We start from the raw sequence: 21889 nt of genomic DNA on the forward strand, positions 1-21889 counted from the left end.
CACGCGAGCGCGGCGACGCGCTCGTGACGCACCTGACGCACGTAAAGCGCACGCTCGTCGACTGGATCGCAGCGCTCTTTGAACCCACCCACTTCAAGCGAGGCAAACAGGCAGCATGAAATTCGATACCGTTGTGCTCGGCGCGGGCATCGTGGGCGTGTGCGTCGCCGTGCATCTGCAGAAACGCGGCCGTCAGGTCGCGCTCGTCGACCGCAAACTGCCCGGCAACGAAACGTCGTTCGGCAATGCCGGGCTGATTCAGCGCGAGGGCGTTTATCCCTACGCCTTTCCGCGTGACTTCGGCACCTTGCTGCGCTACGCGCGCAACCAGTCGCCGGACGTTCGCTACCATGCCGACGCGATGCTCAAGACCGCGCCGTTCCTCTGGCAGTACTGGCGCAACTCCCATCCGGCAAAGCACGCCGAAATCGCGAAGTCGTACTCGACGCTGATCGAACATTGCGTGAGCGAACACCGCGCGCTCGCTGACGCCGCCGGCGCGCGTGCGCTATTGCGCCCGATCGGCTGGATCAAGGTGTTTCGCAGCGGCGCGGCACGGGATGCGGAGAACCGGCTCGTCGAACTATGGCATCGCGAGTATGGCGTCGCGTTCGAAACACTCGACGCAGCACGCCTGCAGCAGATGGAGCCCGACCTCGACAAGCACTTGCTCGGCGGCCTGCGCTACCCCGAATCCGACTCGGTGAGCGATCCGAATGCGCTCGTTACCGCCTACGCGAACTATTTCGAAGCACTGGGCGGACGGTTCTTTATCGGCGACGCGGACACGCTACGCGAAGGCTGGGAAGTTGATACGGATGCCGAAACGATCAAGGCCGAGTCGGTGGTGCTCGCGCTGGGACCGTGGTCGGATCGCGTGAGTTCGCGGCTCGGCTATCGCGTGCCGTTGGCCGTCAAACGCGGCTACCACATGCACTACGCGCCGCAACCGTCAGCGCGGCTGAATCATCCGGTGCTGGACGTCGAGAACGGCTATCTGCTCGCGCCGATGGCACGAGGCATCCGCCTCACCACCGGCGCGGAAATCGCGCGGCGCGACGCGGCGAAAACGCCGACACAACTCGAAGCGGTCGAGCCGATCGCGCGCACGCTGTTCCCCTTGGGCGAGCGCCTCGACGCCGAACCGTGGATGGGTGGCCGCCCCTGCACGCCGGACATGATGCCGGTCATCGGGCCCGCGAAAAATCACCGGGGTTTGTGGTTCGCATTCGGCCACGCGCATCACGGACTGACGCTAGGGCCGGTGACGGGCCGGCTGATCGCCGAGATGATGACCGGTGAGCCGACCATCGTAGACCCGCAGCCGTTTCGGGTGGAGCGGTTCTAGCGTTCCAGCGGCACGCGTTCGGCTTGCAATGATGGGGCGCAGCCGAACGCGTGCTGAAAAAGATCCGTCCGCGCATCGATTCCCGAATCGCGAAGCACCGGCGGCTTGTTATTAACTTGAAAGAAACTGGTTGAGCCAAGCTCCCAAACTGGCTCATCGAGCGGGTGATCTTCGTCGTTTCCGCGCGGTTCGAAACGCGCACTACCCGCCCGCCACACTCCGTCGTTCCGCTCAGATGCGTCCGCGCCACATCACTCATAAAACCCCGCACGGCCATAAAGAGCCCGTCTAAATCGCTCAATTTCGCGCATCTTCGTCGAATCACACAGACCAACTCCGACCGGAATTAAGCGTTCTCTAAAAATTTTTGTTGAGAACGCTTCTCAATTACACTCCGATTGCATAGAATCCACGCCGAAACCACTCTGTAATAAACATGGAATCCCGGAGTAAGGATCACCACGCCTGCTCCGGTCTCAGGAATTTGATGACGGGGATGAAAATGAAGTTGCGGTCCGACGAACCAAAGCTCGGCAAAATCAGCACGACGCTGTGCGGCATGTTGGCTGCCGGTCCTGCCCTCGCACAGGGCACCACGGGCACGGCACCGCCTGACAAGGAAGCGCAGCTCGCGCCGATTTCCGTGCAAGGCCAGAGGGACGACGGCTTCAAAACGGACCATTCGGCATCGGTCAAATTCACCGCGCCGCTGCTCGACACCCCGAGGTCAGTCACCGTGATTCCGCAGGAACTGATCCAGAGCACCGGCGCTTCCACGCTGACCGAAGCGCTGCGCACCGTGCCCGGCATCACCTTCGGCGCGGGCGAAGGCGGCAACCCGCTCGGCGACCGGCCGTTCATCCGCGGCTATGACGCGCAAGGCAGCACCTTCGTCGACGGCATGCGCGACGTCGGCGCGACCACCCGCGAAGTGTTCAACATCCAAAGCATCGAAGTGACCAAGGGATCGGACGGCGCGTTCGGCGGCCGCGGCGGCGCGGGCGGCAGCATCAACCTGATCACCAAGACCCCGCATCTGGGCACGTCCGCCGACGGCAGCGTGGGTCTGGGCACCGACCGCTACCGCCGCTTCACCGCCGACGGCAACTGGCAAGTGGCCGATCACGCGGCGTTCCGCCTGAACATGATGAGCCACAACAACGACGTGGCCGGCCGCGACGCGGTCAACAATGAACGCTGGGGCGTGGCGCCGTCGTTCACGTATGGCCTCGGCACGCCGACCCGCGTGACGGCGAGCTACTACCACCTCACGACCGACGACCTCCCCGACAGCGGCATTCCGTACTTCTACACGACCACCAACAAGCCGGCGAACGTCAGCACGATCTATCCGGCTCCTGTTGACCGCCACAACTTCTACGGCCTGATCGACCGCGATTTCCGCAAGACCTCGTCGGATATCGGCACGGTGCGCGTCGAGCACGACATCAACAGCAACCTGACGATCCGCAACACGACGCGCTACACGAAGTCGAGCCAGGACTACATCTGGACCCAGCCTGACGACAGCCAGGGCAACGTCGTGAACGGCATGGTGTGGCGCCGCGCGAACACGCGTGCGAGCAACGTCTACAGCCTCGCGAACCAGACCGAACTGTTCGGCGAGTTCAAGACGGGCTTACTGAAGCACAGCTTCACCACCGGCCTCGAAGTGTCGCGCGAAACCAGCGTGAACGACTCGTACACGGTAGCCGCCGCTTCCGGCGCGATCTGCAAGACCAACGGCATCGGCGTCGCGTCGGGCTATAACTGCACGAGCCTGTGGTCGCCGAATCCGAACGACCCGTGGGCCGGTTCGGTCAAGCAGACCAACGACCCGAGCGAGCAGCGCACCACCACCAAATCGCTGTACGCGTTCGACACGATCGAGCTGACCAAACGCTGGCAAGCCAACGTCGGCCTGCGTGTGGACGACTACTCGACCGACTTCCGCAACACCGTCGCCAACGGCGCCGGCCGCGTGTCGCGCGACGATACGCTGTTCAACTACCAGTTCGGCCTCGTCTTCAAGCCGGCATCGAACGGCAGCATCTATACGTCGATCTCGACCTCGTCGACGCCGGCGGGCGCGCTGCTCGGCCAGGGCAGCGAAACGCAGTCGCTGACACCGGGCCGGGGTGGCATCGGCAGCAACGCCGCTCAGCTCGCGCCGGAAAAGAACCGCAGCGTCGAAGTCGGCACCAAGTGGAACGTGCTGAACAACAAGCTCTCGCTGACCAGCGCGATCTTCCAGATCGACACGACCAATGCGCGCGTCACGCTGCCGGACAACACCTACGCGATGGTCGGCAATAAGCGCGTGCAAGGTTTCGAATTCGGCGTGGCCGGCCAGTTGACGAACAAGTGGCAAGTATTCGGCGGCTACACGTACCTGAAGAGCGAGTTGCGCGACAACGGCAAGACCAAGTCGGATAACGGCCACCAGTTCCCGAACACGCCAAAGAACAGCATCAGCCTGTGGACCACCTACGACGTGCTGCCGAAGTTCACGATCGGCGGCGGCGCGTTCTACATGTCGCAGGTCTACGGCGACACGGCGAATCTGCGCGCGGTGCCCTCTTACTGGCGCTTCGACGGCGTGGCGACGTACCGGATCAACAAGAAGGTCGATCTGCAGCTGAACGTGCAGAACATCTTCAACCGCACGTACTACGACCAGGCCTATGCGGCTCACTATGCGTCGATCGCGCCGGGACGCTCCGCGTTCCTGACGCTCAACGCGCACTACTAAACCCTAGCCCGATGGAACAGGTGACGTTGCAGGCGTTGGCGAACGTGTCGCACGACCGGTTCGCCGCGATTCTGTCGGGGCCGGCCGACCGGGCCGCCGCATGGGTGGCGGCGGCCGCGCAAAACGGCATCGTCGAAGCGCAGGCCGTGTACGGCCAGTATCTGCTCGACGGCCACGGCGTCGAGCGCAATGCCGAAGCAGCGTTCACCTGGTTCAGGCACGCGGCGCGGCGCGATCATCCGATGGCGATGAACATGCTCGGCCGCTGCTATGAACACGGCTGGGGCACGGCTGCGTGCGCGCCGGTCGCGGTGTACTGGTACCGGCTCGCGGCGCGCGCCGGACTCGACTGGGGCATGTACAACTACGCGTCGGCATTGGCACTCGGCCATGGCATCAGTTGCGACCGCGTGGAGGCGTTGCAATGGTTCCAGCGCGCCGCCGAACTGGGGCACGCGAAATCGCTGAACTTCGTCGGCAGCTTTTACGAAGACGGCTGGGAAGTCGAAGCCGACACGAACATCGCACTCTACTATTACCAGCGCGCGGCGGAAGGTGGCGATTTCCGCGGCCAATTCAACTACGCACGGCTGCTGGCCGAACGCGGGGACATCGACGGCGCACTGCACTGGTTGCAGCGCGTGCCGCACACGGCAACCGCGGCGTTCGTCACGAAGATGCAGCGCTGGTTGTCTGTGTCGCCGATCGGCGCGTTTCGGGCGCTGGGTGAGAACATCAATGTGAACATAAGCTCGAACCTCAGCGCCACGATGCATCCCGCGCAGGAGTCGCACGCATGATGCTGCTTCTGCAACGCGTACTCAGCAAACAGCAGGTCGCGCAATGCCGCGAAGTGCTCGACGCGGCGCAATGGATCGATGGCAACGCGACTTCCGGCACGCAGTCGGCGCAAGCCAAGCGCAACCAGCAGCTGCCTGAAGGCTCACCTGCCGCGCGCGCGGTCGGCGATGCGATTCAGGACGCGCTCGGCGTCAATTCACGCTTCTTTTCCGCGGCACTCCCGCTGAAAGTGTTCCCGCCGCTGTTTAACCGCTACTCGGGCGGCGACGGTTTCGGCACGCACGTGGACAACGCAATCCGCCTGCTGCGCGGCACGGATTTCCGCGTTCGCAGCGATCTGTCGGCCACGCTCTTTCTGGCCGAGCCGGACACCTACGACGGCGGCGAACTCTGCGTGGAGGACACCTATGGCGTGCATCGCGCGAAACTGCCCGCCGGCGACATGGTGCTCTACCCGGCTTCGAGTCTGCATCACGTGAGCCCGGTCACGCGTGGCGTACGGGTCGCGTCGTTCTTCTGGATTCAGAGCATGGTGCGCGACGACGGCGAGCGCACCATGCTGTTTCAACTCGACAACGACGTGCAGCGTCTTGCCGCCGAGAAAGGCACGAACGACCCCACGGTAGTCAGCCTCACCGGCATCTATCACAATCTGCTACGCCGCTGGGCCGACGCCTGAGCCGAACGTACCGGCCGCGCAATAAAAAGCGCCGCGAAGCAACTGCTCCGCGGCGTTCTCTTTAGACAAACACGACGATCAGGCTGTGACCGCCACTCTGCGCGGCGACATCACCGAAACGCCAAAGCTCACGACGATATTGACGGCCAACGCAATCAGGCCGATATACAGCGGATAAGCCGCATCGCCGAAATGCAGCGCGTACACCGGCTTGAGCCCTTGCGAGATCGCGAGCCCGGTGCCGATCACAATGCCCGCCAGCCAGCCGAGGAACAGACCCGGCGTGTTCAGACGGCGCGTGTACAGCGAGAACACGATAGCCGGGAAAATCTGCAGGATCCACACGCCGCCGAGCAATTGCAGATCGATCGCATACTGCGTCGGCAGGAACACGATGAACAGCAGCGCGCCGAACTTCACGACCAGCGAAACGATCTTCGCGGTGGAAGCCTCGCTCTCCGGCGAGATATCCGGCGACACCAGCGGACGCCACAGATTGCGCGTGAACAGATTCGCTGCGCCAATCGACATGATCGCGGCAGGCACCAGCGCGCTGATCGCAATCGCCGCAGCCGCGAAACCGACGAACCACGCCGGGAAGATCGTGCCGAACAACGCCGGCACCACGTCCGAGGCCGACTTGACGTTCACGTCGGCGGCAATCGCCATGTAACCCAGCAACGCGATCAGACCCAGCAGCAACGTGTACGCCGGCAGGAAAATCGCATTCTTGCGCACCGTCTTCGCCGACGCGGACGACAATACCGCCGTCATCGTATGCGGATACATGAACGCCGCCAACGCCGAACCCAGCGCGAGGGAGGCGAACGCGGTGAACTGCGTCGGCTTCAGAATGATGCCGGTCGCGCCGCCCTTGGCCTTGAAGTGCGCATCGGCCGCGTCGAACACGTGCGCGTAGCCGCCCAGCTTCGCCGGAATCAGCCACACCGCCGCGATCACGACGATATAGATCATGATGTCCTTCACGAACGCGATCATCGCCGGCGCGCGCAGGCCGCTTGCATACGTATAGAGCGCGAGAATCACGAAGGCGACGATCAACGGCATTTCCCCGCTCACGCCGAGTCCTTTGATCACCACCTGCATGCCCACCAGTTGCAGCGCGATATACGGCATCGTCGCGACGATGCCGGTCAGCGCGACCGCCGCCGGAAACCACTTGCCGCCGTATTCGCCCTGCACGTAGTCGGCCGCCGTGATGTGGTTCTTCGCGTGCGCGACCTTCCACAACTTCGGCATCACCGCGAACACGAACGGATAGACGATGATCGTGTATGGCAACGCGAAGAAGCCATACGCGCCCACCGAATACACCAGCGCGGGCACCGCGATCACCGTGTAGGCGGTATAGAAGTCGCCGCCCACGAGGAACCACGAAATGACCGTGCCGAACTGCCGGCCGCCCAGACCCCATTCATGCAATTGCGTCAGGTCGCCCCGCTTCCAGCGCGCGGCGAAAAAGCCGATCACGGTGACGAGCACGAAGAACGCGATGAATACGGTCATCGCAACCGGGTTGACGGGATTCAGATCATTCATTTGACACCTCGATACACGATGTAAATCAGCAGCGAGGTCAACGGCACCCACAGAAACTGATACCAGTAGAAGAACGGAAAGCCGAACAACGGCGGATGCGTGTCGTTATAGAACGGCAGCCACAACAGCGCGATATAAGGGATCAGCAGAATGAGCCAGAGCCATGAACGGCTGGCGGATGGGGAGGTCTCCACGAACTTCTCCTAAGTCTATTATCGACACCGCGCGCCTGGCTCGTGGCCTGGCGTGCGGAAAACCGGTTGACTGATTTGAGGCAATCAACCGTGTACAGGCGTCTCCCGCCTGCTTGAAAGTACCGGGGCGGCCCGGCATCATGCGACGGCGCGAGCCACCACGCGCAACGAGCCGCCGCGCGCGGTATGCCGCGGGGATGTAGTATTCGCCTTCGTGAGACTCCTCACAAGCGCGCAACTACGTAAGCCGGCTACGTAATACTACGTAGCCAGTCGGCAGTTTTTCCAACGATGAAACTCAAAGCCAAGATTGTCCTGCTGGCGATCGTGCCCTTTCTGGCGGCGATCGCGAGCATCGAAACCGGCGTGCGCCGGGAAGCCACGGCGCTCGCCGAAACGCAGCACGCGACCACCCAGACCGCGTACATGGCGAGCAAGGAAATCGAACTCCAGCATTACGTCGAGCTTGCCACCACGGCGATCGCGCCGCTCTACGACGCCGGCCGGGACAATGCGCGCGACGACGCGCTGCTGCGCACCCGCGCGCTCGACGTGCTGGAGAAGATGGATTTCGGCAAGGACGGCTACTTCTTCGTCTACGACATGCACGGCCGCTCGCTGATGCATCCGCGCGAACCCGATCTGGTCGGCCGCGATCTGTGGGCGCTGCGCGACAGTCAGGGCGTCCCGACGATCCAGCAACTGATCGCCGCGGCCGCGCACGGCGGTGGCTATGTGCGCTATTTGTGGCATCGTCCGTCGACCGGCAAGATCGCGTCGAAACTCGGCTACGTGGTGCCGCTCGAACGCTGGGGCTGGATGATCGGCACCGGCATCTATCTCGACGATGTCGACACGACGCTCGCGCATATCGACGCTGGCGCGGCGGCCAACATCGATCGCACGATGAAGTGGATCGATGCGATCGCAGTGGCCGGGCTCGCGGTGATCGCGCTGTGCGCGCTGGTGCTCAACGTCACCGAGTACCGCAGCGCCGACGCGAAACTGAAGCGGCTCGCGCAGCAGGTGGTCGAGTCGCAGGAAAACGAACGAGCGCGCCTGTCGCGTGAATTGCACGACGGCATCAGCCAGATGATGGTCTCCGTGAAGCTGTTGCTCGAATCCGCGCTGGCGCGCTTCGAGCGCAGCGAAGCGCGGGTGCCCGCCGCCGAAGCCGCGCTCGCCACCAGTCTCGCGCGGCTCGGCGATACCTTGCGCGAAGTGCGGCGCATTTCTCACGCGCTGCGGCCCTCGATGCTCGACGATCTCGGCGTGGCCGCCGCGCTGGAACAACTGACGCGTGAACTCAGCGAGGAGTCCGGCATCGAGATCGGCTTCACGCAGATCACGCACACGCACGCGGCGACGCTGCCCGATGCGGTCAATACCGTGCTGTTTCGTATCGCCCAGGAAGCGCTGACCAATATCGTGCGCCACGCGCGAGCGTCGAGCGCGGCACTGGCGCTCGAAATCTCACACGACACGATCACGCTGACGATCGCGGACAATGGCCGCGGATTCGACGTGACGCACGCTTTCGTCGGCAGGCGCTCGGGCGTGGGTCTGCGCAATATGCGCGAGCGGCTTGAAGCGCTCGGCGGCACGTTGTCGCTCGCTTCACAAGCGGGCCATACCGTCGTCACCGCGCACGTGCCGCTTCAAACATCCGACGCACCGCTGTCGCCCTTGCAGGACATCCGACCATGACCGACACTTCTCACGCCATCGCGCGCCTGCTTCTCGTCGACGATCACCCGCTCGTGCGCGACGGTTTGCGCGCGCGTCTCGAAGCGGTGCGCCACTTCGAAGTCGTTGGCGAAGCGGGTAATGCGCAGGAAGCGCTCGCGCTCGCGGCGAGCGAAACGCCTCATCTGGTGCTGATGGATGTCGGCATGAACGGGATGAACGGCATTGCGCTGGCGGGCCTCTTTCATGAACGCTATCCCGCGATTCGCGTGCTGATGCTGTCGATGCACGACAACCTCGAATACGTGACCCAGGCGGTTCGTGCGGGCGCGAGCGGCTATGTGCTGAAGGACTCGCCCGCTACGGAAATCATTCAGGCGATCGGCGCGGTGCTCGACGGCAAGACGTTTTTCAGCGCGGGACTGGGCGCGCGCCTGATTCAGGCGTCGGCGACGCAATCACCCGTCGAACGTCTGACGCCGCGGGAGCGCGACATTCTCGATGCGTTGGCCGAAGGCTTATCGAGCAAACAGATCGCCCAACGCAACGACCTGTCGGTCCGCACGGTGGAAACGCATCGGCTGAATCTGAAGCGCAAGCTCGATATTGAGGGCCAGGCGGAGTTGATCAAGTTCGCGGTGGAGAACCGGCGCGCGAAGCGCTGACCGGCATAACGCGCGATACCGGCTGCGCATCGCGCGATATTGAACATACGGCGACGGGCGTTCCAGTCATGGCCGGTGTTGCGCCAGATCCCATCACAACTTAAGTCTGAATCCATACACTTGCAGCCCCTGCTGGGAGAAGTCGAGGTCTTCGGAGCGCACGAAACCAAGCTTCTCATACATGCCCCAGGCGAGTTGCATTGCCTTGGTCGTGTGGAGAATCACTTGCGAATGCCCGCTTTCGCGGGCGAGCTCGATACACGCAAGCGTCAGCGCCTTGCCTACCCCCATGCCGCGAAACGCGGGGTCAACGCCTAGCAAGCGAATCCCGGAAGCGTCCTGCACCGAAGTTGCGAGGCCGCCCGATCCATATTGGCTCATATCGCCGAAGTAGACGACGCCACCCGCAAGTTCGTTGTGTTCGGAGAGAGCCACCAGAACGCGTGCGCCGGGTTTCTCCGCGAATCGGGCGATGTTGGCGAGCATCTCGTAGTAGCCCGGGTGCTCGTCCGGGGTCGGAAAACCGGGCAGCGCGGCATAGATCTTCACCAGCAATCGACCCAACTGCGACAGTTCATCGGAACTGCCATCGCGGACGGAAAGGCTCGTGCTCATAAAATCTCCCTCAATGCTTGACAGTGTTCATAGGGGGCATCAGCCCCGTGCGGTAACTGAAGAATAATAGATGTTGTCGAATCGCACCCGCAATGGACGAGCTATGGTTCAAGTCTCAAAGCCCAGACTTCGATGGCATGATTGGGAATGACGCGGCGGAGTCCGGCATAGCCTGTCCGGCGACCAGTCTCTGCGCGAAGTGCAAGAATACGGCTGCTGTTCCATTCTCCCGTTTGAGTGCCCAACAACCGGAGCGATTGACAGATGAATCGCCTGATCAAACTGCGGCTCGCCAGTCTGCTGATCGCCATCGGCGTCATCCACGTGCATGCCGAACCAGCGCGCATCAATCGCGGCCACGACCCGTTCTTTCAGATCTCCAAAGCAATCGCCGCATGCCCCGCCCCGCTCGGTCCGCTCGAAACGGAAAAGGAATGGCTCGACGACAGCCATTACCGGATCGAACGCGGCAATAGCTGCTGGATCGAGGGCCGCTGCCGTCTGCCGAACGCGTATCTGTACGACGCGGAAATTGCCGATGCGGTACAGCGGCGTCTCGCCAATCTGAACGTCGCCACGCACTGGCGCGAACAGTCGACCCTGTGGCTCACGCTGCAACGCCGCTTCATCTATGTGGAAGGCTGCGTCGCGCCCGGCTTCGACAAGCACACCTTCCTCACCGAGCTGGCAAAAACGGCGGACGTCGAACGCGTGATCGACAACACGACGACCGATCCGCACGCCGCGCGACTGCCCTATCGGACACTTGCAGACCCCGACAAGCCGGTGCTCGATCCTGGCAACTAGCGCGTGCAGTTAGCGGCGCAAAACAGCACGCCACAACTCCGCGATCAAGCCGCCACGGCTATATCGGCAATCGTCCATAGCAACGCAGAAATCAATCTTTAGGCCCGCGCGACGTCATTGCTAACATCTGCCACCCGACATATCCGGTCAGCACAACAATGACAACACAGAGATTGCCTCGCTCCGCATTTCGCCTCGGCCTCATCGGCGCCGCCGTCGCCAGCCTCGTCACGCTCGCCTCGTGCGGCGACGACAATCTGCCCAGCAGCGCGGCGCCGGCACCCGTCGTCGCGCAGAAGCGGCCCAACATTCTCTACATCATGGCCGACGACCTCGGCTATTCCGACATCCACGCGTTTGGCGGCGAAATCAACACGCCCAACCTCGACGCGCTGGTGCAATCGGGCCGCATCCTGACGAATCACCACACCGGCACGGTCTGCGCGATCACGCGCTCGATGCTGATCTCCGGCACCGATCACCACCTGGTCGGCGAAGGCACGATGGGCGTGCCGACCGACGAACGAAAGGGCCTGCCCGGCTACGAGGGATACCTGAACGACCGCGCGTTGTCGGTCGCGCAATTGCTGAAGGACGGCGGCTATCACACGTACATGGCCGGCAAATGGCACATCGGCTCCGGTATCGTCGGCAGCACGACGGGCGGCGGGCAGACGCCGGACCAATGGGGCTTCGAGCAAAGCTACGCGCTGCTCGGCGGCGCCGCGACCAATCACTTCGCGCACGAACTGGCGGGCTCGCAGAACTACACCGAAGACGGCAAGTACGCGCAGCCCGGCCAACCGGGACAACCGGGCGGCACCGGCGGCAGCCCCGCCGTGTTCTACTCGACCGACTTCTACACGCAGCGCCTGATCTCGTACATCGATTCGAACAAGGGCGACGGCAAGCCGTTTTTCGCCTACGCCGCGTATACGTCGCCGCACTGGCCGCTGCAGGTGCCGGAACCCTATCTGCACAACTACGCCGGCAAATACGACGCCGGCTACGACGCGATCCGCAACGCGCGCATCGCGCGGCAAAAGGCGCTCGGCATCATTCCGAACGACTTCGTGCCGTACGGCGGCGCATCGGAGACGCTCGTCGCGAGTCCCGCCACCGCGAACAACGGCACCGCGAACGCGAAGTACGTGAGCGCCGTTCATAGCGCGGTGCAGGGCTACACCGACTACGGCCCGGGCACCGTAAACAAGACGTGGGACAGCCTGTCGCCCGCGGAGAAGAAAGCGCAGGCGCGCTACATGGAAATCTACGCGGGCATGGTCGAGAATCTCGATCACAACATCGGCTTGCTGATCCAGCATCTGAAGGACATCGGCGAATACGACAACACGTTCATCATGTTCCAGTCGGACAACGGCGCGGAAGGCTGGCCGATCGACTCGGGCGCCGACCCGACCGCAACCGACACCGCCAATGCCGCCGACCCGGTCTACTCGACGCTCGGCACGGACAACGGCAAGCAGAACGCGCAACGTCTGCAATACGGTTTGCGCTGGGCCGAAGTGAGCGCGACGCCGTTCCGTCTGACCAAGGGTTATTCGGGCGAAGGCGGCGTGTCCACACCGTTGATCGTGCACCTGCCGGGTCAGACTTCGCAGAAGCCGACGTTGCGCGACTTCACGCACGTGACCGACAACACCGCCACGTTCCTCGCCGTCGCGCAGATCTCGCCGCCTACCCAGGCCGCGCCCGCGTTGATCAATACGCTCACCGGCGTCGATCAGAACAAGGGCAAGGTGGTCTACAACAATCGCTACGTGTATCCAATCACCGGGAAGTCGCTGCTGCCGTTGCTCAACGATCAGGCCACGACCACGGTGCACACCGCATCGTTCGGCGACGAAGCCTATGGCCGCGGCTATCTGCGCAGCGCCGACGGCCGCTGGAAAGCGTTGTGGACGGAACCACCGCTCGGTCCCGTGGACGGCCACTGGCAACTGTTCGACATGAGTTCGGATCGCGGCGAAACGCAGGACGTGTCGACCCAGAATCCGTCGGTGATCGATGGTCTCGTGCAGCAGTGGAACAACTACATGAGCAGCGTCGGCGGTGTCGAGCCGTTGCGCCCACGCGGTTACTACTGAGCACGCAATGACGCTTCGATTCAAGCCCAAGAGCGGCGCGGCGCTGTACGGCGTCTACGCCGCGATCGCGGCGGCCGCGTTCGCCGCCGCGTTCGGGGCCGCGACGGCCGCTTCGGCAGCATTCAGCGGGGGCAAACAAGGCGCGTTCGACGATTTGAACCGCTCGCGCCCGCTGGCGGCGCTCGGCTCCGAGCAGCAATGCGAGCGCTATAGCGGTTTGCCCGCGCGTTGGCGCGACGATCCGCAAGCGGGCATGGTGCATCTGCATGGCGGCGACTTCGTGTTCGGCAGCAAGCTCGGCTACGAAGACGAGCGCCCCGCCGGCGACGGCAGGACGCGCGTCGCCGGCTTCTGGATCGATCAGACCGACGTGACGAATGCGCAGTTCGCGGCCTTCGTCAAAGCGACCGGTTATGTCAGCGATTCCGAACGCCAGGGCGGCGCCGTGGTGTTCCACTCGCCGACGCGCGACGAGATGAACGCGCGCGATCTGGCGTGGTGGACCTGGGTGAAAGGCGCCGCGTGGAATCATCCGACCGGTCCGGGCAGCAACCTCGACGGCCGCATGAATCAACCGGTGACGATGGTCACGCAAGCCGACGCGCTCGCGTACGCGCGCTGGCTTGGCCGCGATCTGCCGACCGAAGCCGAGTGGGAATACGCGGGCAAAGCCGGCCACGAAGGCGCGGACCTCGACACCGCGCCGCGCGACGAACACGGCAAGCCGAGTGCGAACTATTGGCAGGGCGTGTTTCCCGTGTTGAACACCGACGAGGACGGTCACGTCGGGCTCGCTCCAGTCGGTTGCTATGCCGCCAACGACTTCAGGCTGTACGACATGATCGGCAATGCGTGGGAATGGACCAAAGATGTGTACAGCGGTCCGCATCAATCGCACACCAATGGGGATACGGCGGCGGTCGCGCCACTCAGCCGCCGGCACGACACGCCGATGGTCATCAAGGGCGGCTCGTTTCTCTGCTCGCGCGACTACTGCGTGCGTTATCGCGCGGCGTCGCGCGAACAGCAGCAAGCGGATTTGCCGGCCGCGCATATCGGTTTTCGCACGGTGTTGAGGGACGCTTCATGAAGCCACGTGCCGTCATGGCGGCGGCGCTGCTGGTCGGGGCCGCGCTGCTTCAACCCGCACTGGCCACCGCCGCCGCAAGCCAGGTCATCAAGGTCGGCGTGAGCGCGGGCGTGCACGCCGAAATCATGGACCAGGTGCGCCGCGTCGCGGCCACGCGGGGACTCGCGCTCGATGTCATCGTGTTCGGCAAACCCGCGGCCATCGACGCCGCACTCGCCGCCAAACAGATCGACGCCGCGAGTTTCGAGGACGAGCCGAGCTTCGACGCACAGCGCAAACAGCACGGCTACGCGTTGACGAGCGTCGCCACGACGGTGACGTTTCCGATCGCGCTGTACTCGCGCAAGCTGAAGAATCTCGGCGAGCTGCAACGCGGCGCGACAATCGCGATTCCCGCCGATCGCGAAGGCGCCGCGCGCGCGCTGATCCTGCTGCAGAACTTCACACTGCTGACGTTCAAGGACAGCGCGGGCTTGCACGCAACGCCCGCCGACATCACGAGTAACCGGCTGAATCTGAAGATCCGCCAGGTGCCGCGCGCGCATCTGTTCGACTCGTTGAACAGCGTGGCCTTCGCAGTGATCGACAGCGGCGACGCGGCGCGCGCGGGCCTCTACCCCGCGCGCGACAGCCTCGGTCTGGAAGACGCGCGCTCGCCCTATGCCAACGTGCTGACCGTACGCGACAGCGACCGCACTCAGGCGTGGGTCGCGCAACTGGTCGCCGCTTATCAGTCCAACGACGTTGCGCATTTCATCCTCACGCGCTATCAGGACTCGGTGCGCCGGCCATGGTGAACGCGTTTTCGTTCGCGTGCTCGGCGTGCGGCAAATGCTGCAACAGCCCGCCGGCGATGACATTGGCGGAGCTATTCCGGCATCGTGATCTGTTCATCGGCTACATTGCGATCGGGCGCATGCCGCGCAAGCGCACCGGCGAGCGGCTGCGCGTCGGGCCATATGAAAGCGTGCTCGACGCAGCGGACGTCGCCGCGTTCGATACGCTCGCCGACACGTTGCTGTATCGCGTCGGCGACACCTTCAGCATCACCGCGCAAGGCTACGATTACCCTTCCGTCGCGCGCTGCCCCGCGCTGGAAGACGACGGACGCTGCGCGATTCATCTGCATGGCAAGCCGCTCACGTGCGAAGTGGTCCCGCTCGATCCGCTGGTGCCGGACACGCTGCAACACCTGGTATTGGCCGCGCGCAATCAGAGCGCCGCCTACCTCGGCGCCGACTGCATTCACGAAGGCGAACGTGACGGCGCTGCGTTGCTGGTCAGGCAGGGGCGCGTCGTCGACGCGAACGCGAAGGACGCGCTCGAGCGCCGTCGCAAAGCACTCGCAAAGGAACGCGAGGTGTGGGGACAAGCCGTATTCGAAGCGCTGCGCAAAGAGTTGTTCGACTCGCCCGCCGCGCTGGCGCGCATTCCTGCCGGTGGCTTTCGGACGATCTCGATCGTGCCCGCGCTCCTGACCATAGTGGCGGCTTCCGCGCGCTGCCGCCAGTTGTGTGTCGACTATATCGATAGCCAGATCGCGTTGATCGACCGTTGCATCGCGCACGCGCTATTGCGACGCCGGCTGGACGACCGGCCGATCACCCACGAGTTGCGCGGCTTCGGCGACGCTTATCGGCGTGCCAAAGCAGTGCTTGCGGTTCCCTTGGCCGCCGCAACCGGTAGCGCGGCTGGTTCGACGCCTTGTGCCGTCGAAGCCTATCTGAGCGGCGCGATCTGCTTGTGAGCCGCACCGGGCGCGCTATCTGAAGCGGGCTCCTTCATGGCCTCGCCGTGCTTTTTTCAGAGTTGCGTGTCCAGCATCCAAACGAACTTTTCAATCAGCTTCTCCCTGAGAGGACGGTGCAGCCAAGCGTCGAGTGTGATGCGCTGCGACTTCTTGATGTCGTCCGCGAAGGTAGCGGTTTGCTGCTTCGCGAAATCGCGGTCGTAGATATTCAGGTTCGCTTCATCGTTCAGTTTGAATGAACGGTTATCGAAATTGGTCGACCCGACCGAAACCAGATACTCGTCCACGATCAGCAATTTGCAATGGAACATGGTCGGCTGGTACTCGTATATTTCGACCCCGGCTTTGAGCAGATCGCCCCAGCAGGCGCGCGACGCCTCGCGCACCGTGTGCGTGTCGATGCGTTTGCCCGGCGTGATGATCTGCACTTTCACGCCGCGTTTCGCAGCCTCGACGATTGCGTTGATGGTCAGCTTGTCAGGCACGAAGTACGCGCTCGCGAGATGAATGCTGTGCGTGGCCGCCGTAATCGCCATCAGGTACATCAACTGCATGTCGTCGCTGCCGCCCGACGGCGAGCTGCTGAACATGTGCGCGAGACCGTCGCCTGCCGCTTCGACGTGCGGAAAATAGTCGGGGCCGTGCAGTACATTGCCGGTCGCCTTGACCCAATTGTCCATGAACACGGCTTGCATGTGACCGACCACCGGACCGGCCACGCGAAAATGCGTATCGCGCCAATGCTTCTCATCCTGCGCGTGACCCGTCCACTCCGGCGCAATGCCCACGCCGCCAGTAAAGCCGACACGGCCGTCGATCACCAGCAGCTTGCGGTGCGTGCGATCGTTCATGCGGCCGAGTCCGGTCCAGTGCGGCTTGTGATACTGGATCACTTCCGCACCGGCTTCGCGCAGCAACTGCAGATAGCGCTTATCCATTTTTGATGAGCCGAGCCAGTCGAGCAGTACATGCACCGCGACGCCTTCACGCGCCTTGCCCGCGAGCGCCTGGGCGATCTGTTCACCGATCTCTCCGGACCAGTAAATGAACGTTTCAAACGTGATGGTTTTACGCGCTGAACGAATTCCGTCGAGCATCGACGGAAAAATGCGGTCGCCGTTGAGCAGCATCTCGAAGCGATTGCCGGAGAGGACTGGCGGCCCGAGCAGCAATCCCATCGAGTGCAGGAATTGCGGATCCTCGCTGGCATATAGCCGCTCGATCTTGTGTTCGATCTTCTTCTCGCCGCTCGACAGATTGGCGATCACCAATATGATCACGAGCGTGACGAACGCGGTAATGGCAATAGTGAGCATACGTGGCCTCGAGCTAATCGGCAGGACGCCACTGTGCGTCCCGCGGTTTGACGGAGAGTAACCGGACCGGGGTCCGGCTTTAACCACGACCGCAGGACGCATTGCGCATGCCCATTGCGGGACCGCGCCTTGCTACTTCCGCTTTTATCAGGTCTTAAAACTTATCTGACCAGCGAGAACGCTTCCCGCATGGCAATTTCACCCGCGCCAAATACGCCGACCACGGTATAGTCCGACGCCACGCATTCAAACGTGGAGTCCTGAAACGTAATCACGAAATGGCGCTGTGCCACCCCTGCCGATCCGACCGCCGCAATTTCTGCGGCCAGCGACGAATTCTCGACTTCATGCGCCGAATAGCCAGACAGACCTTGTCCGGCCAGTGGATGAATGTCGAGATCGCCGTCGCCCGGCGGACCCAGCCGGTGAAACACGGTGTCGGGAAATAGCACCGCGCAGAAGGGATCGTCGTCGGGATCGAATGGTCCGAACCGTTCAAAGTCGGCTTCCGCAATCGGGTAAGCGAGAATCACGCGGCGGTCGCTCGCGACGATGAAGGGTTCGGCGGCATCGGCTGCCGGATGAGGAACGGAGTCCAGCAGGACGACCAGGTCTTCCTGCTGGGGTGATTCAATCGTGCTAGTCATCTACTTCAGCACTCCGTTGCGCTCATGCGCTGGCTTCAACCGGGGCGGTTTGCGGCGCTGCCGGGGCGCTGGGCGCGACCGTTTTCGCGGCAGCTTTGCGAGCCGGCGCTTTTCTGGCCGCTTTCACTGCCGGGTTCTTCGCACTGATCTTTTTAGCGGCGGGTTTCGCTGCGCCTTTCTTTGCCGCTACTTTTCTGGTCGCCGCCGTTGCCTTCTTCGCGGCCGTCTTTTTAGCAGCGACTGCCTTTTTCGCCACGACTTTCTTTGCCGCGGCTTTCTTGCTCACCGCACCGCTGGTTGCCGCCGATTTCGCTTTGCCCGCTTTGGTTGCAGCTTTAGAGGCGACCTTCGTCGCGGCCTTGGCGGCTTTGTGACCAGCAGCGCTTGCCGTGGCGGTTGCGCCGTCGATCAGGAATTTGGTGCGGTCTTTGACCGTCGCGAGCCATGCAGGTGCCGGACCACGGCCACTCCAGGTGGCGCCAGTTTTCGGATTGAGGTACTTGGGCGGCTGTGCGCCTTTCGGCTGACCTTTAGTGCGCTTTACACGCGTCAGCACGGCTTTAGCCTCGGACTTCAATTCGCTCGCGCTGTCGATCAGGAATTGAGTGCGGTCTTTTACGCCCGCAATCCAACCCGGCGCGCGGCCATGGCCCGTCCAGGTCGCGCCGGTTTTATGGTCGCGGTATTTAGCCACTTTAGCCGTGCCGACGCTTTTCGACTTACCGACTCCGGCATGGCCATTCAGGCCTCGCGCCACCCGCGACGCTTTTGCCTTGGCTTCGATGTCCTCAGTAGTCAGGCCGTGCTTGAGCATCAGTTCACGAATCTGGTTGACCGCGACTTGCGCTTTTCTGGCAATAAGGGCGTCGGCTTGCGCCTGGAGTTTCTTAAGCTTTGCTTGGATTTGCTCTAACGTAGGCATTTGATTCCTCCCGATGTGGTAATCGTCAAACTATGCCATGAATGATAGAAGAAAGGCAGATCAATGTGGCCTTTAAGACACTACTCGACCCAATCACGTATCGTCCGGGTAACAAATCTTCAGGTTCACTACTCAATTACCCAATCTCTCTTCCTTTTCCTTTCCTTCATACTCTTCTATTTGGCTTCCAACTCCAGTGCCTCAGTTCAGGTTGGTGTAAAAACGACGGCCTGGCGATCGGCTATGTACCGCACACTACGTACAAAACGGTATTGTTGGCCGTCCGCCGTTATCCGGTTGAGCCCGAGGCGGGTCAACGTCAGCATCTCGTCCGCCTGAAACGCGTCGACCACACCCGAATCCGTCATATCCTCCAACGCGCCGGACGGATTGCCGACATAAACACTGCGCACCTGAGCGCCGATCCGCATCAAAACCACGCTTTCCCCTTCGTCGAGCGCCAACTCGAGATAGCCGGCAAGCGTGCGTAGCGAGGCCGGCGTGCAAGTCTGCGACTGATAGATCGCGGCATTCGATGGTGTCATTTGTGTTTCCCCGTCACCGGCATCAACGAAAAGGCGCTAGCTGTGCTTCTCAGCAATGGCCGCTTCTACTATAGGCAAGCATTCGAATATTCAAAGGACAGTGGTTCATTTTTCATTCGAAAGGGACTTTTCCGACGGCCGGGTTTAGAAATCGGCGCTATTGGCAATGACAAAAAGCCATTCGTCAGCGGCAAAAGAGCGCGTGCGAGGACACCCGTAACTCGGCGTTACGGATCTCGCAGACCCGTTTCACCTGTGTCCGCGCCACGCTTCTACACTCCGAACCGTATTCAGCGGCAAGCTGATTCACTGGGAATCAACCGGCAGCATCGCGCCTCGACGCGCAAGGAGAACGGAAAATGAACAGGAAGATCATTGGCGCGGCACTGGGTCTGGCAGTTCTGGCGGCATCTTCGGCCGCCTCGGCACACGTCGATGTGGCCGTCGGGCTCGGCGTGCCGGTCGCGGTCCAGGCCGCTCCGCCTGTCTATGTCGACCACCCGGCAGCGTATGGTCCGGCGCCGGTGCCGGTCGTCCACCGCGGCTATGACGGCTGGCGCGAACGGGAATGGCGCGAGCGCCGTGAATGGCGGGAACACGAATGGCGCCGCGAACAATGGCGCGAACATGAATGGCGTGAACACAACCGCTGGGGTGGCTATTGAAAAGAAGTCGAATAGCACCACCTTCGGGCATCTCAACCAAACGGTACTTTCAGATGAAAGCTGGTTTTATTAAGGCCGCTCTTGCAGCAGTGGCACTCACCTCGGCGATGACGGGTACGGCGAACGCGGCCGGCTGCATGAAGGGAGCGGTGGTGGGCGGCGTTGCGGGACATTATGCCGGGCACCATGCGGTAGTCGGCGCGGTGGGCGGCTGCCTCGTGGGACGCCATATGGCGAAAAAGCACGCTGAGGAGCAGGCCGCACAGCATCAGCAGGCGAAGATGCAATAAGCCGGGCGAGTCCCGGCAAACGCCGGCATATTCCGGCGAGCCGCCGCGCAAGTCTTGTCGCAGGATTCAAGACGTTGTTTGCGGCGGCGTTTCTTCTTTTGTGCCGTCTTCGGCACCTTCTTCCGCACCTTTTCCCGCACCTTTTCCCGCACCTTTTCCCGCACCTTTTCCCGCGCCTTTTCCCGCTCAGTCACGCGATCCGCAGTCCGCGGGCAGGCAGAATTTCCTGAGTCGTGACGAAACGGTGCTGTTTGACAGCGTCGTGAAAAAGCCGGTAGTCGCTTTCCTCGAATGCGCTGGTCCACTCCGGTCTGTCCCCGGTGTCGTCGTCGCCTTGCAGGCCGGTCGCTTTGAATTTCCAGGAGCCGCGTCCTTTGGCGATATAAGTCGGGACCGCCTCTTTCAAACCCGGAATGCGGCCGGCTTTCACCCATTCGCAAACGATCCGCAAGCGCTCGTTATCGTCCATGTTCCGGTTCGTATCGAGCAGATGGGTCAGCGCGTCTCTTACTTCGTCCGGCAGACCGGCTTGCGTTTCGAAATCTTCCCGCCCCGCCAGATACGCGCGGACCACGCGGCAAGCCATCTCGGCCGCCTGCACGAAGTCCGGCAAGTTGTGTCGGGAGATGAAGTTGTTTCGACCATCGATGTAATGCCAGCGCGCCCAAGGCTGGTCCGGATAGTGCAACGCGGCGCCGTGGCCCACAGGCAGCGCAACCGTCAATACGTCTTCCTCGATGCGCTCAATCAGATGAGCTGTGGCGAGTTGAAGGCTGGCAAGCCAGCCTTTGCGCGTGCAATCCTGGGCCTCCAGCAGATGCACCCGGTTCCACGGACTTTCGATACCCGCGAACCCCTGATGCGCCCAGGTGTCGACGTATGAATGCAGTGTCACACCCAGCCGGTGCAAACCCGTCTCCGAGTCGCGCTGCCGGATCGCTCGCCGCACCACTTCGCGCGCGACCTCGCTATCCGGCCGACAGATGGCTTTTTCTTCGATAGTCTCGCCTTCTCCCGCCGGCAAGAAATGAAACGGGGTCCACACGAGGCGGTTCTGGTCGTTCTCGGTATTGGCGTAGTCGAATAGCTTGTGCGCGGTGGCGAAGCGCTCAAAGGTTTCGCCGCCTTTGAAACGCAGTATTCCCCGGGTCGTCGCATCGTCGACGTATTGGCAGGCATGCGCGACGGTCAGCGCATCGGCCGCTGTCATTCCGCCGACGCGGGCGGCGATGTACACCACACCATAGTGAAAGTCGATATTCATGGCTGGCGCTCCTGACGCGCGGCGAATGACGGCGGGGGTCTTCTCGACCGCGCGCATAAGCGGATGCGGGGCCGGCGCGTGAGTAGATAGTAGACGAGCGAGCGCCGCGCGGCTTTAAAAAAGACGCTTTATTAGTGTTGCGAACGAGGCGAATGGGTGCGATGGGCCATGCCGGACGCCACGGC

The 21889-nt window shown here is 62.6% G+C and carries 22 protein-coding genes; 13 read left to right on the forward strand and 9 right to left on the reverse strand.

Annotated features, from left to right (window positions below):
- Window positions 1–115: 115 nt before the first annotated feature.
- The 4 genes from FVF58_RS33225 (at window position 116) to FVF58_RS33240 (ending at window position 5580) form a co-directional block, all read left to right on the forward strand.
- On the forward strand, window positions 116–1348 hold the full coding sequence (locus FVF58_RS33225; protein WP_149673986.1) for an NAD(P)/FAD-dependent oxidoreductase: 1233 nt from the start codon (window positions 116–118) through the stop codon (window positions 1346–1348).
- Between the two features lie 502 nt (window positions 1349–1850).
- Window positions 1851–4100 (forward strand): TonB-dependent receptor, encoded by a 2250-nt coding sequence (locus FVF58_RS33230; RefSeq protein WP_149673987.1) that lies wholly within the window; start codon window positions 1851–1853, stop codon window positions 4098–4100.
- Between the two features lie 11 nt (window positions 4101–4111).
- Window positions 4112–4900, forward strand: coding sequence for a tetratricopeptide repeat protein (locus FVF58_RS33235; RefSeq protein ID WP_149673988.1), 789 nt, complete (start codon window positions 4112–4114; stop codon window positions 4898–4900).
- The gene (locus tag FVF58_RS33240) at window positions 4897–5580 is read left to right on the forward strand and encodes a Fe2+-dependent dioxygenase (protein WP_149673989.1); all 684 of its coding nucleotides are present in this window, start codon (window positions 4897–4899) and stop codon (window positions 5578–5580) included. The genes FVF58_RS33235 and FVF58_RS33240 overlap by 4 nt, the downstream gene beginning before the upstream one ends.
- Window positions 5581–5658: 78 nt before the next feature.
- Here FVF58_RS33240 and mctP read toward each other — a convergent pair whose 3' ends face one another.
- Together mctP and FVF58_RS33250 are read right to left on the reverse strand one after the other, a co-directional pair.
- On the reverse strand, window positions 5659–7140 hold the full coding sequence (gene mctP, locus FVF58_RS33245; RefSeq protein WP_149673990.1) for a monocarboxylate uptake permease MctP: 1482 nt from the start codon (window positions 7138–7140) through the stop codon (window positions 5659–5661).
- The gene (locus FVF58_RS33250; RefSeq protein WP_149673991.1) at window positions 7137–7334 is read right to left on the reverse strand and encodes a DUF3311 domain-containing protein; all 198 of its coding nucleotides are present in this window, start codon (window positions 7332–7334) and stop codon (window positions 7137–7139) included. Before FVF58_RS33250 ends, mctP begins: the two co-directional genes overlap by 4 nt.
- A 291-nt stretch (window positions 7335–7625) precedes the next feature.
- Between FVF58_RS33250 and FVF58_RS33255 the strand changes: the two genes are divergently transcribed.
- A complete protein-coding gene (locus tag FVF58_RS33255; protein ID WP_149673992.1) occupies window positions 7626–9041 on the forward strand; it encodes a cache domain-containing protein in 1416 nt (471 codons plus the stop codon).
- Window positions 9038–9685: a response regulator gene (locus tag FVF58_RS33260; RefSeq protein ID WP_149673993.1), complete on the forward strand. Its 648-nt coding sequence runs from the start codon at window positions 9038–9040 to the stop codon at window positions 9683–9685. The genes FVF58_RS33255 and FVF58_RS33260 overlap by 4 nt, the downstream gene beginning before the upstream one ends.
- Window positions 9686–9778: 93 nt before the next feature.
- Here FVF58_RS33260 and FVF58_RS33265 read toward each other — a convergent pair whose 3' ends face one another.
- The gene (locus FVF58_RS33265; RefSeq protein WP_188130988.1) at window positions 9779–10300 is read right to left on the reverse strand and encodes a GNAT family N-acetyltransferase; all 522 of its coding nucleotides are present in this window, start codon (window positions 10298–10300) and stop codon (window positions 9779–9781) included.
- 264 nt (window positions 10301–10564) lie between these two features.
- Here FVF58_RS33265 and FVF58_RS33270 point away from each other — a divergent pair, with 264 nt between their 5' ends.
- From FVF58_RS33270 to FVF58_RS33290, 5 genes are all read left to right on the forward strand, one after another.
- A complete protein-coding gene (locus FVF58_RS33270) occupies window positions 10565–11107 on the forward strand; it encodes a hypothetical protein (protein WP_149673994.1) in 543 nt (180 codons plus the stop codon).
- Window positions 11108–11265: 158 nt separating this feature from the next.
- Entirely contained in the window at window positions 11266–13215 is a 1950-nt protein-coding gene (locus FVF58_RS33275; protein ID WP_149673995.1) for an arylsulfatase, read from the forward strand.
- Window positions 13216–13222: 7 nt separating this feature from the next.
- The gene (locus FVF58_RS33280; protein WP_149673996.1) at window positions 13223–14305 is read left to right on the forward strand and encodes a formylglycine-generating enzyme family protein; all 1083 of its coding nucleotides are present in this window, start codon (window positions 13223–13225) and stop codon (window positions 14303–14305) included.
- A complete protein-coding gene (locus FVF58_RS33285) occupies window positions 14302–15102 on the forward strand; it encodes a MetQ/NlpA family lipoprotein (RefSeq protein ID WP_149673997.1) in 801 nt (266 codons plus the stop codon). Before FVF58_RS33280 ends, FVF58_RS33285 begins: the two co-directional genes overlap by 4 nt.
- A complete protein-coding gene (locus tag FVF58_RS33290) occupies window positions 15096–16052 on the forward strand; it encodes a hypothetical protein (protein ID WP_149673998.1) in 957 nt (318 codons plus the stop codon). Before FVF58_RS33285 ends, FVF58_RS33290 begins: the two co-directional genes overlap by 7 nt.
- A 56-nt stretch (window positions 16053–16108) precedes the next feature.
- On the opposite strand, the gene cls is transcribed toward FVF58_RS33290, so the two are convergent.
- The 4 genes from cls to FVF58_RS33310 form a co-directional block, all read right to left on the reverse strand.
- Window positions 16109–17371, reverse strand: coding sequence for a cardiolipin synthase (gene cls, locus FVF58_RS33295; protein ID WP_149673999.1), 1263 nt, complete (start codon window positions 17369–17371; stop codon window positions 16109–16111).
- Window positions 17372–17532: 161 nt separating this feature from the next.
- Window positions 17533–18018, reverse strand: a complete 486-nt coding sequence (locus FVF58_RS33300) for a hypothetical protein (RefSeq protein WP_149674000.1) — start codon at window positions 18016–18018, stop codon at window positions 17533–17535.
- A 22-nt stretch (window positions 18019–18040) separates the two neighbouring features.
- Complete coding sequence (locus FVF58_RS33305) at window positions 18041–18940, reverse strand: H-NS family nucleoid-associated regulatory protein (RefSeq protein ID WP_149674001.1); 900 nt, start codon at window positions 18938–18940, stop codon at window positions 18041–18043.
- Window positions 18941–19146: 206 nt separating this feature from the next.
- Window positions 19147–19485 (reverse strand): hypothetical protein, encoded by a 339-nt coding sequence (locus FVF58_RS33310; protein ID WP_149674002.1) that lies wholly within the window; start codon window positions 19483–19485, stop codon window positions 19147–19149.
- A 359-nt stretch (window positions 19486–19844) separates the two neighbouring features.
- Here FVF58_RS33310 and FVF58_RS33315 point away from each other — a divergent pair, with 359 nt between their 5' ends.
- The gene (locus FVF58_RS33315; RefSeq protein ID WP_149674003.1) at window positions 19845–20150 is read left to right on the forward strand and encodes a hypothetical protein; all 306 of its coding nucleotides are present in this window, start codon (window positions 19845–19847) and stop codon (window positions 20148–20150) included.
- A 53-nt stretch (window positions 20151–20203) separates the two neighbouring features.
- Window positions 20204–20440: a hypothetical protein gene (locus FVF58_RS33320; RefSeq protein ID WP_188130989.1), complete on the forward strand. Its 237-nt coding sequence runs from the start codon at window positions 20204–20206 to the stop codon at window positions 20438–20440.
- On the opposite strand, the gene FVF58_RS33325 is transcribed toward FVF58_RS33320, so the two are convergent.
- Together FVF58_RS33325 and FVF58_RS33330 are read right to left on the reverse strand one after the other, a co-directional pair.
- Window positions 20419–20634: a hypothetical protein gene (locus tag FVF58_RS33325; RefSeq protein ID WP_149674004.1), complete on the reverse strand. Its 216-nt coding sequence runs from the start codon at window positions 20632–20634 to the stop codon at window positions 20419–20421. The two genes, FVF58_RS33320 and FVF58_RS33325, sit on opposite strands and share 22 nt — an antisense overlap.
- Window positions 20631–21704: a DUF6765 family protein gene (locus FVF58_RS33330; RefSeq protein WP_149674005.1), complete on the reverse strand. Its 1074-nt coding sequence runs from the start codon at window positions 21702–21704 to the stop codon at window positions 20631–20633. Before FVF58_RS33330 ends, FVF58_RS33325 begins: the two co-directional genes overlap by 4 nt.
- Window positions 21705–21889: the final 185 nt, after the last annotated feature.

The sequence above is a fragment of the Paraburkholderia panacisoli genome (assembly GCF_008369935.1).
GTDB lineage: Bacteria > Pseudomonadota > Gammaproteobacteria > Burkholderiales > Burkholderiaceae > Paraburkholderia > Paraburkholderia panacisoli.

What these genes read in the sequence shown, in the direction of transcription:
- FVF58_RS33290 (WP_149673998.1), top strand. Translation starts at nt 15,096, where the DNA reads ATGGTGAACGCGTTTTCGTTCGCGTGCTCGGCGTGCGGCAAATGCTGC.
- FVF58_RS33235 (WP_149673988.1), top strand. Translation starts at nt 4,112, where the DNA reads ATGGAACAGGTGACGTTGCAGGCGTTGGCGAACGTGTCGCACGACCGG.
- FVF58_RS33285 (WP_149673997.1), top strand. Translation starts at nt 14,302, where the DNA reads ATGAAGCCACGTGCCGTCATGGCGGCGGCGCTGCTGGTCGGGGCCGCG.
- FVF58_RS33300 (WP_149674000.1), bottom strand. Translation starts at nt 18,018, where the DNA reads ATGACTAGCACGATTGAATCACCCCAGCAGGAAGACCTGGTCGTCCTG.
- mctP (WP_149673990.1), bottom strand. Translation starts at nt 7,140, where the DNA reads ATGAATGATCTGAATCCCGTCAACCCGGTTGCGATGACCGTATTCATC.
- cls (WP_149673999.1), bottom strand. Translation starts at nt 17,371, where the DNA reads ATGCTCACTATTGCCATTACCGCGTTCGTCACGCTCGTGATCATATTG.
- FVF58_RS33315 (WP_149674003.1), top strand. Translation starts at nt 19,845, where the DNA reads ATGAACAGGAAGATCATTGGCGCGGCACTGGGTCTGGCAGTTCTGGCG.
- FVF58_RS33310 (WP_149674002.1), bottom strand. Translation starts at nt 19,485, where the DNA reads ATGACACCATCGAATGCCGCGATCTATCAGTCGCAGACTTGCACGCCG.
- FVF58_RS33260 (WP_149673993.1), top strand. Translation starts at nt 9,038, where the DNA reads ATGACCGACACTTCTCACGCCATCGCGCGCCTGCTTCTCGTCGACGAT.
- FVF58_RS33330 (WP_149674005.1), bottom strand. Translation starts at nt 21,704, where the DNA reads ATGAATATCGACTTTCACTATGGTGTGGTGTACATCGCCGCCCGCGTC.
- FVF58_RS33275 (WP_149673995.1), top strand. Translation starts at nt 11,266, where the DNA reads ATGACAACACAGAGATTGCCTCGCTCCGCATTTCGCCTCGGCCTCATC.
- FVF58_RS33255 (WP_149673992.1), top strand. Translation starts at nt 7,626, where the DNA reads ATGAAACTCAAAGCCAAGATTGTCCTGCTGGCGATCGTGCCCTTTCTG.
- FVF58_RS33270 (WP_149673994.1), top strand. Translation starts at nt 10,565, where the DNA reads ATGAATCGCCTGATCAAACTGCGGCTCGCCAGTCTGCTGATCGCCATC.
- FVF58_RS33305 (WP_149674001.1), bottom strand. Translation starts at nt 18,940, where the DNA reads ATGCCTACGTTAGAGCAAATCCAAGCAAAGCTTAAGAAACTCCAGGCG.
- FVF58_RS33320 (WP_188130989.1), top strand. Translation starts at nt 20,204, where the DNA reads ATGAAAGCTGGTTTTATTAAGGCCGCTCTTGCAGCAGTGGCACTCACC.
- FVF58_RS33265 (WP_188130988.1), bottom strand. Translation starts at nt 10,300, where the DNA reads ATGAGCACGAGCCTTTCCGTCCGCGATGGCAGTTCCGATGAACTGTCG.
- FVF58_RS33280 (WP_149673996.1), top strand. Translation starts at nt 13,223, where the DNA reads ATGACGCTTCGATTCAAGCCCAAGAGCGGCGCGGCGCTGTACGGCGTC.
- FVF58_RS33240 (WP_149673989.1), top strand. Translation starts at nt 4,897, where the DNA reads ATGATGCTGCTTCTGCAACGCGTACTCAGCAAACAGCAGGTCGCGCAA.
- FVF58_RS33225 (WP_149673986.1), top strand. Translation starts at nt 116, where the DNA reads ATGAAATTCGATACCGTTGTGCTCGGCGCGGGCATCGTGGGCGTGTGC.
- FVF58_RS33230 (WP_149673987.1), top strand. Translation starts at nt 1,851, where the DNA reads ATGAAGTTGCGGTCCGACGAACCAAAGCTCGGCAAAATCAGCACGACG.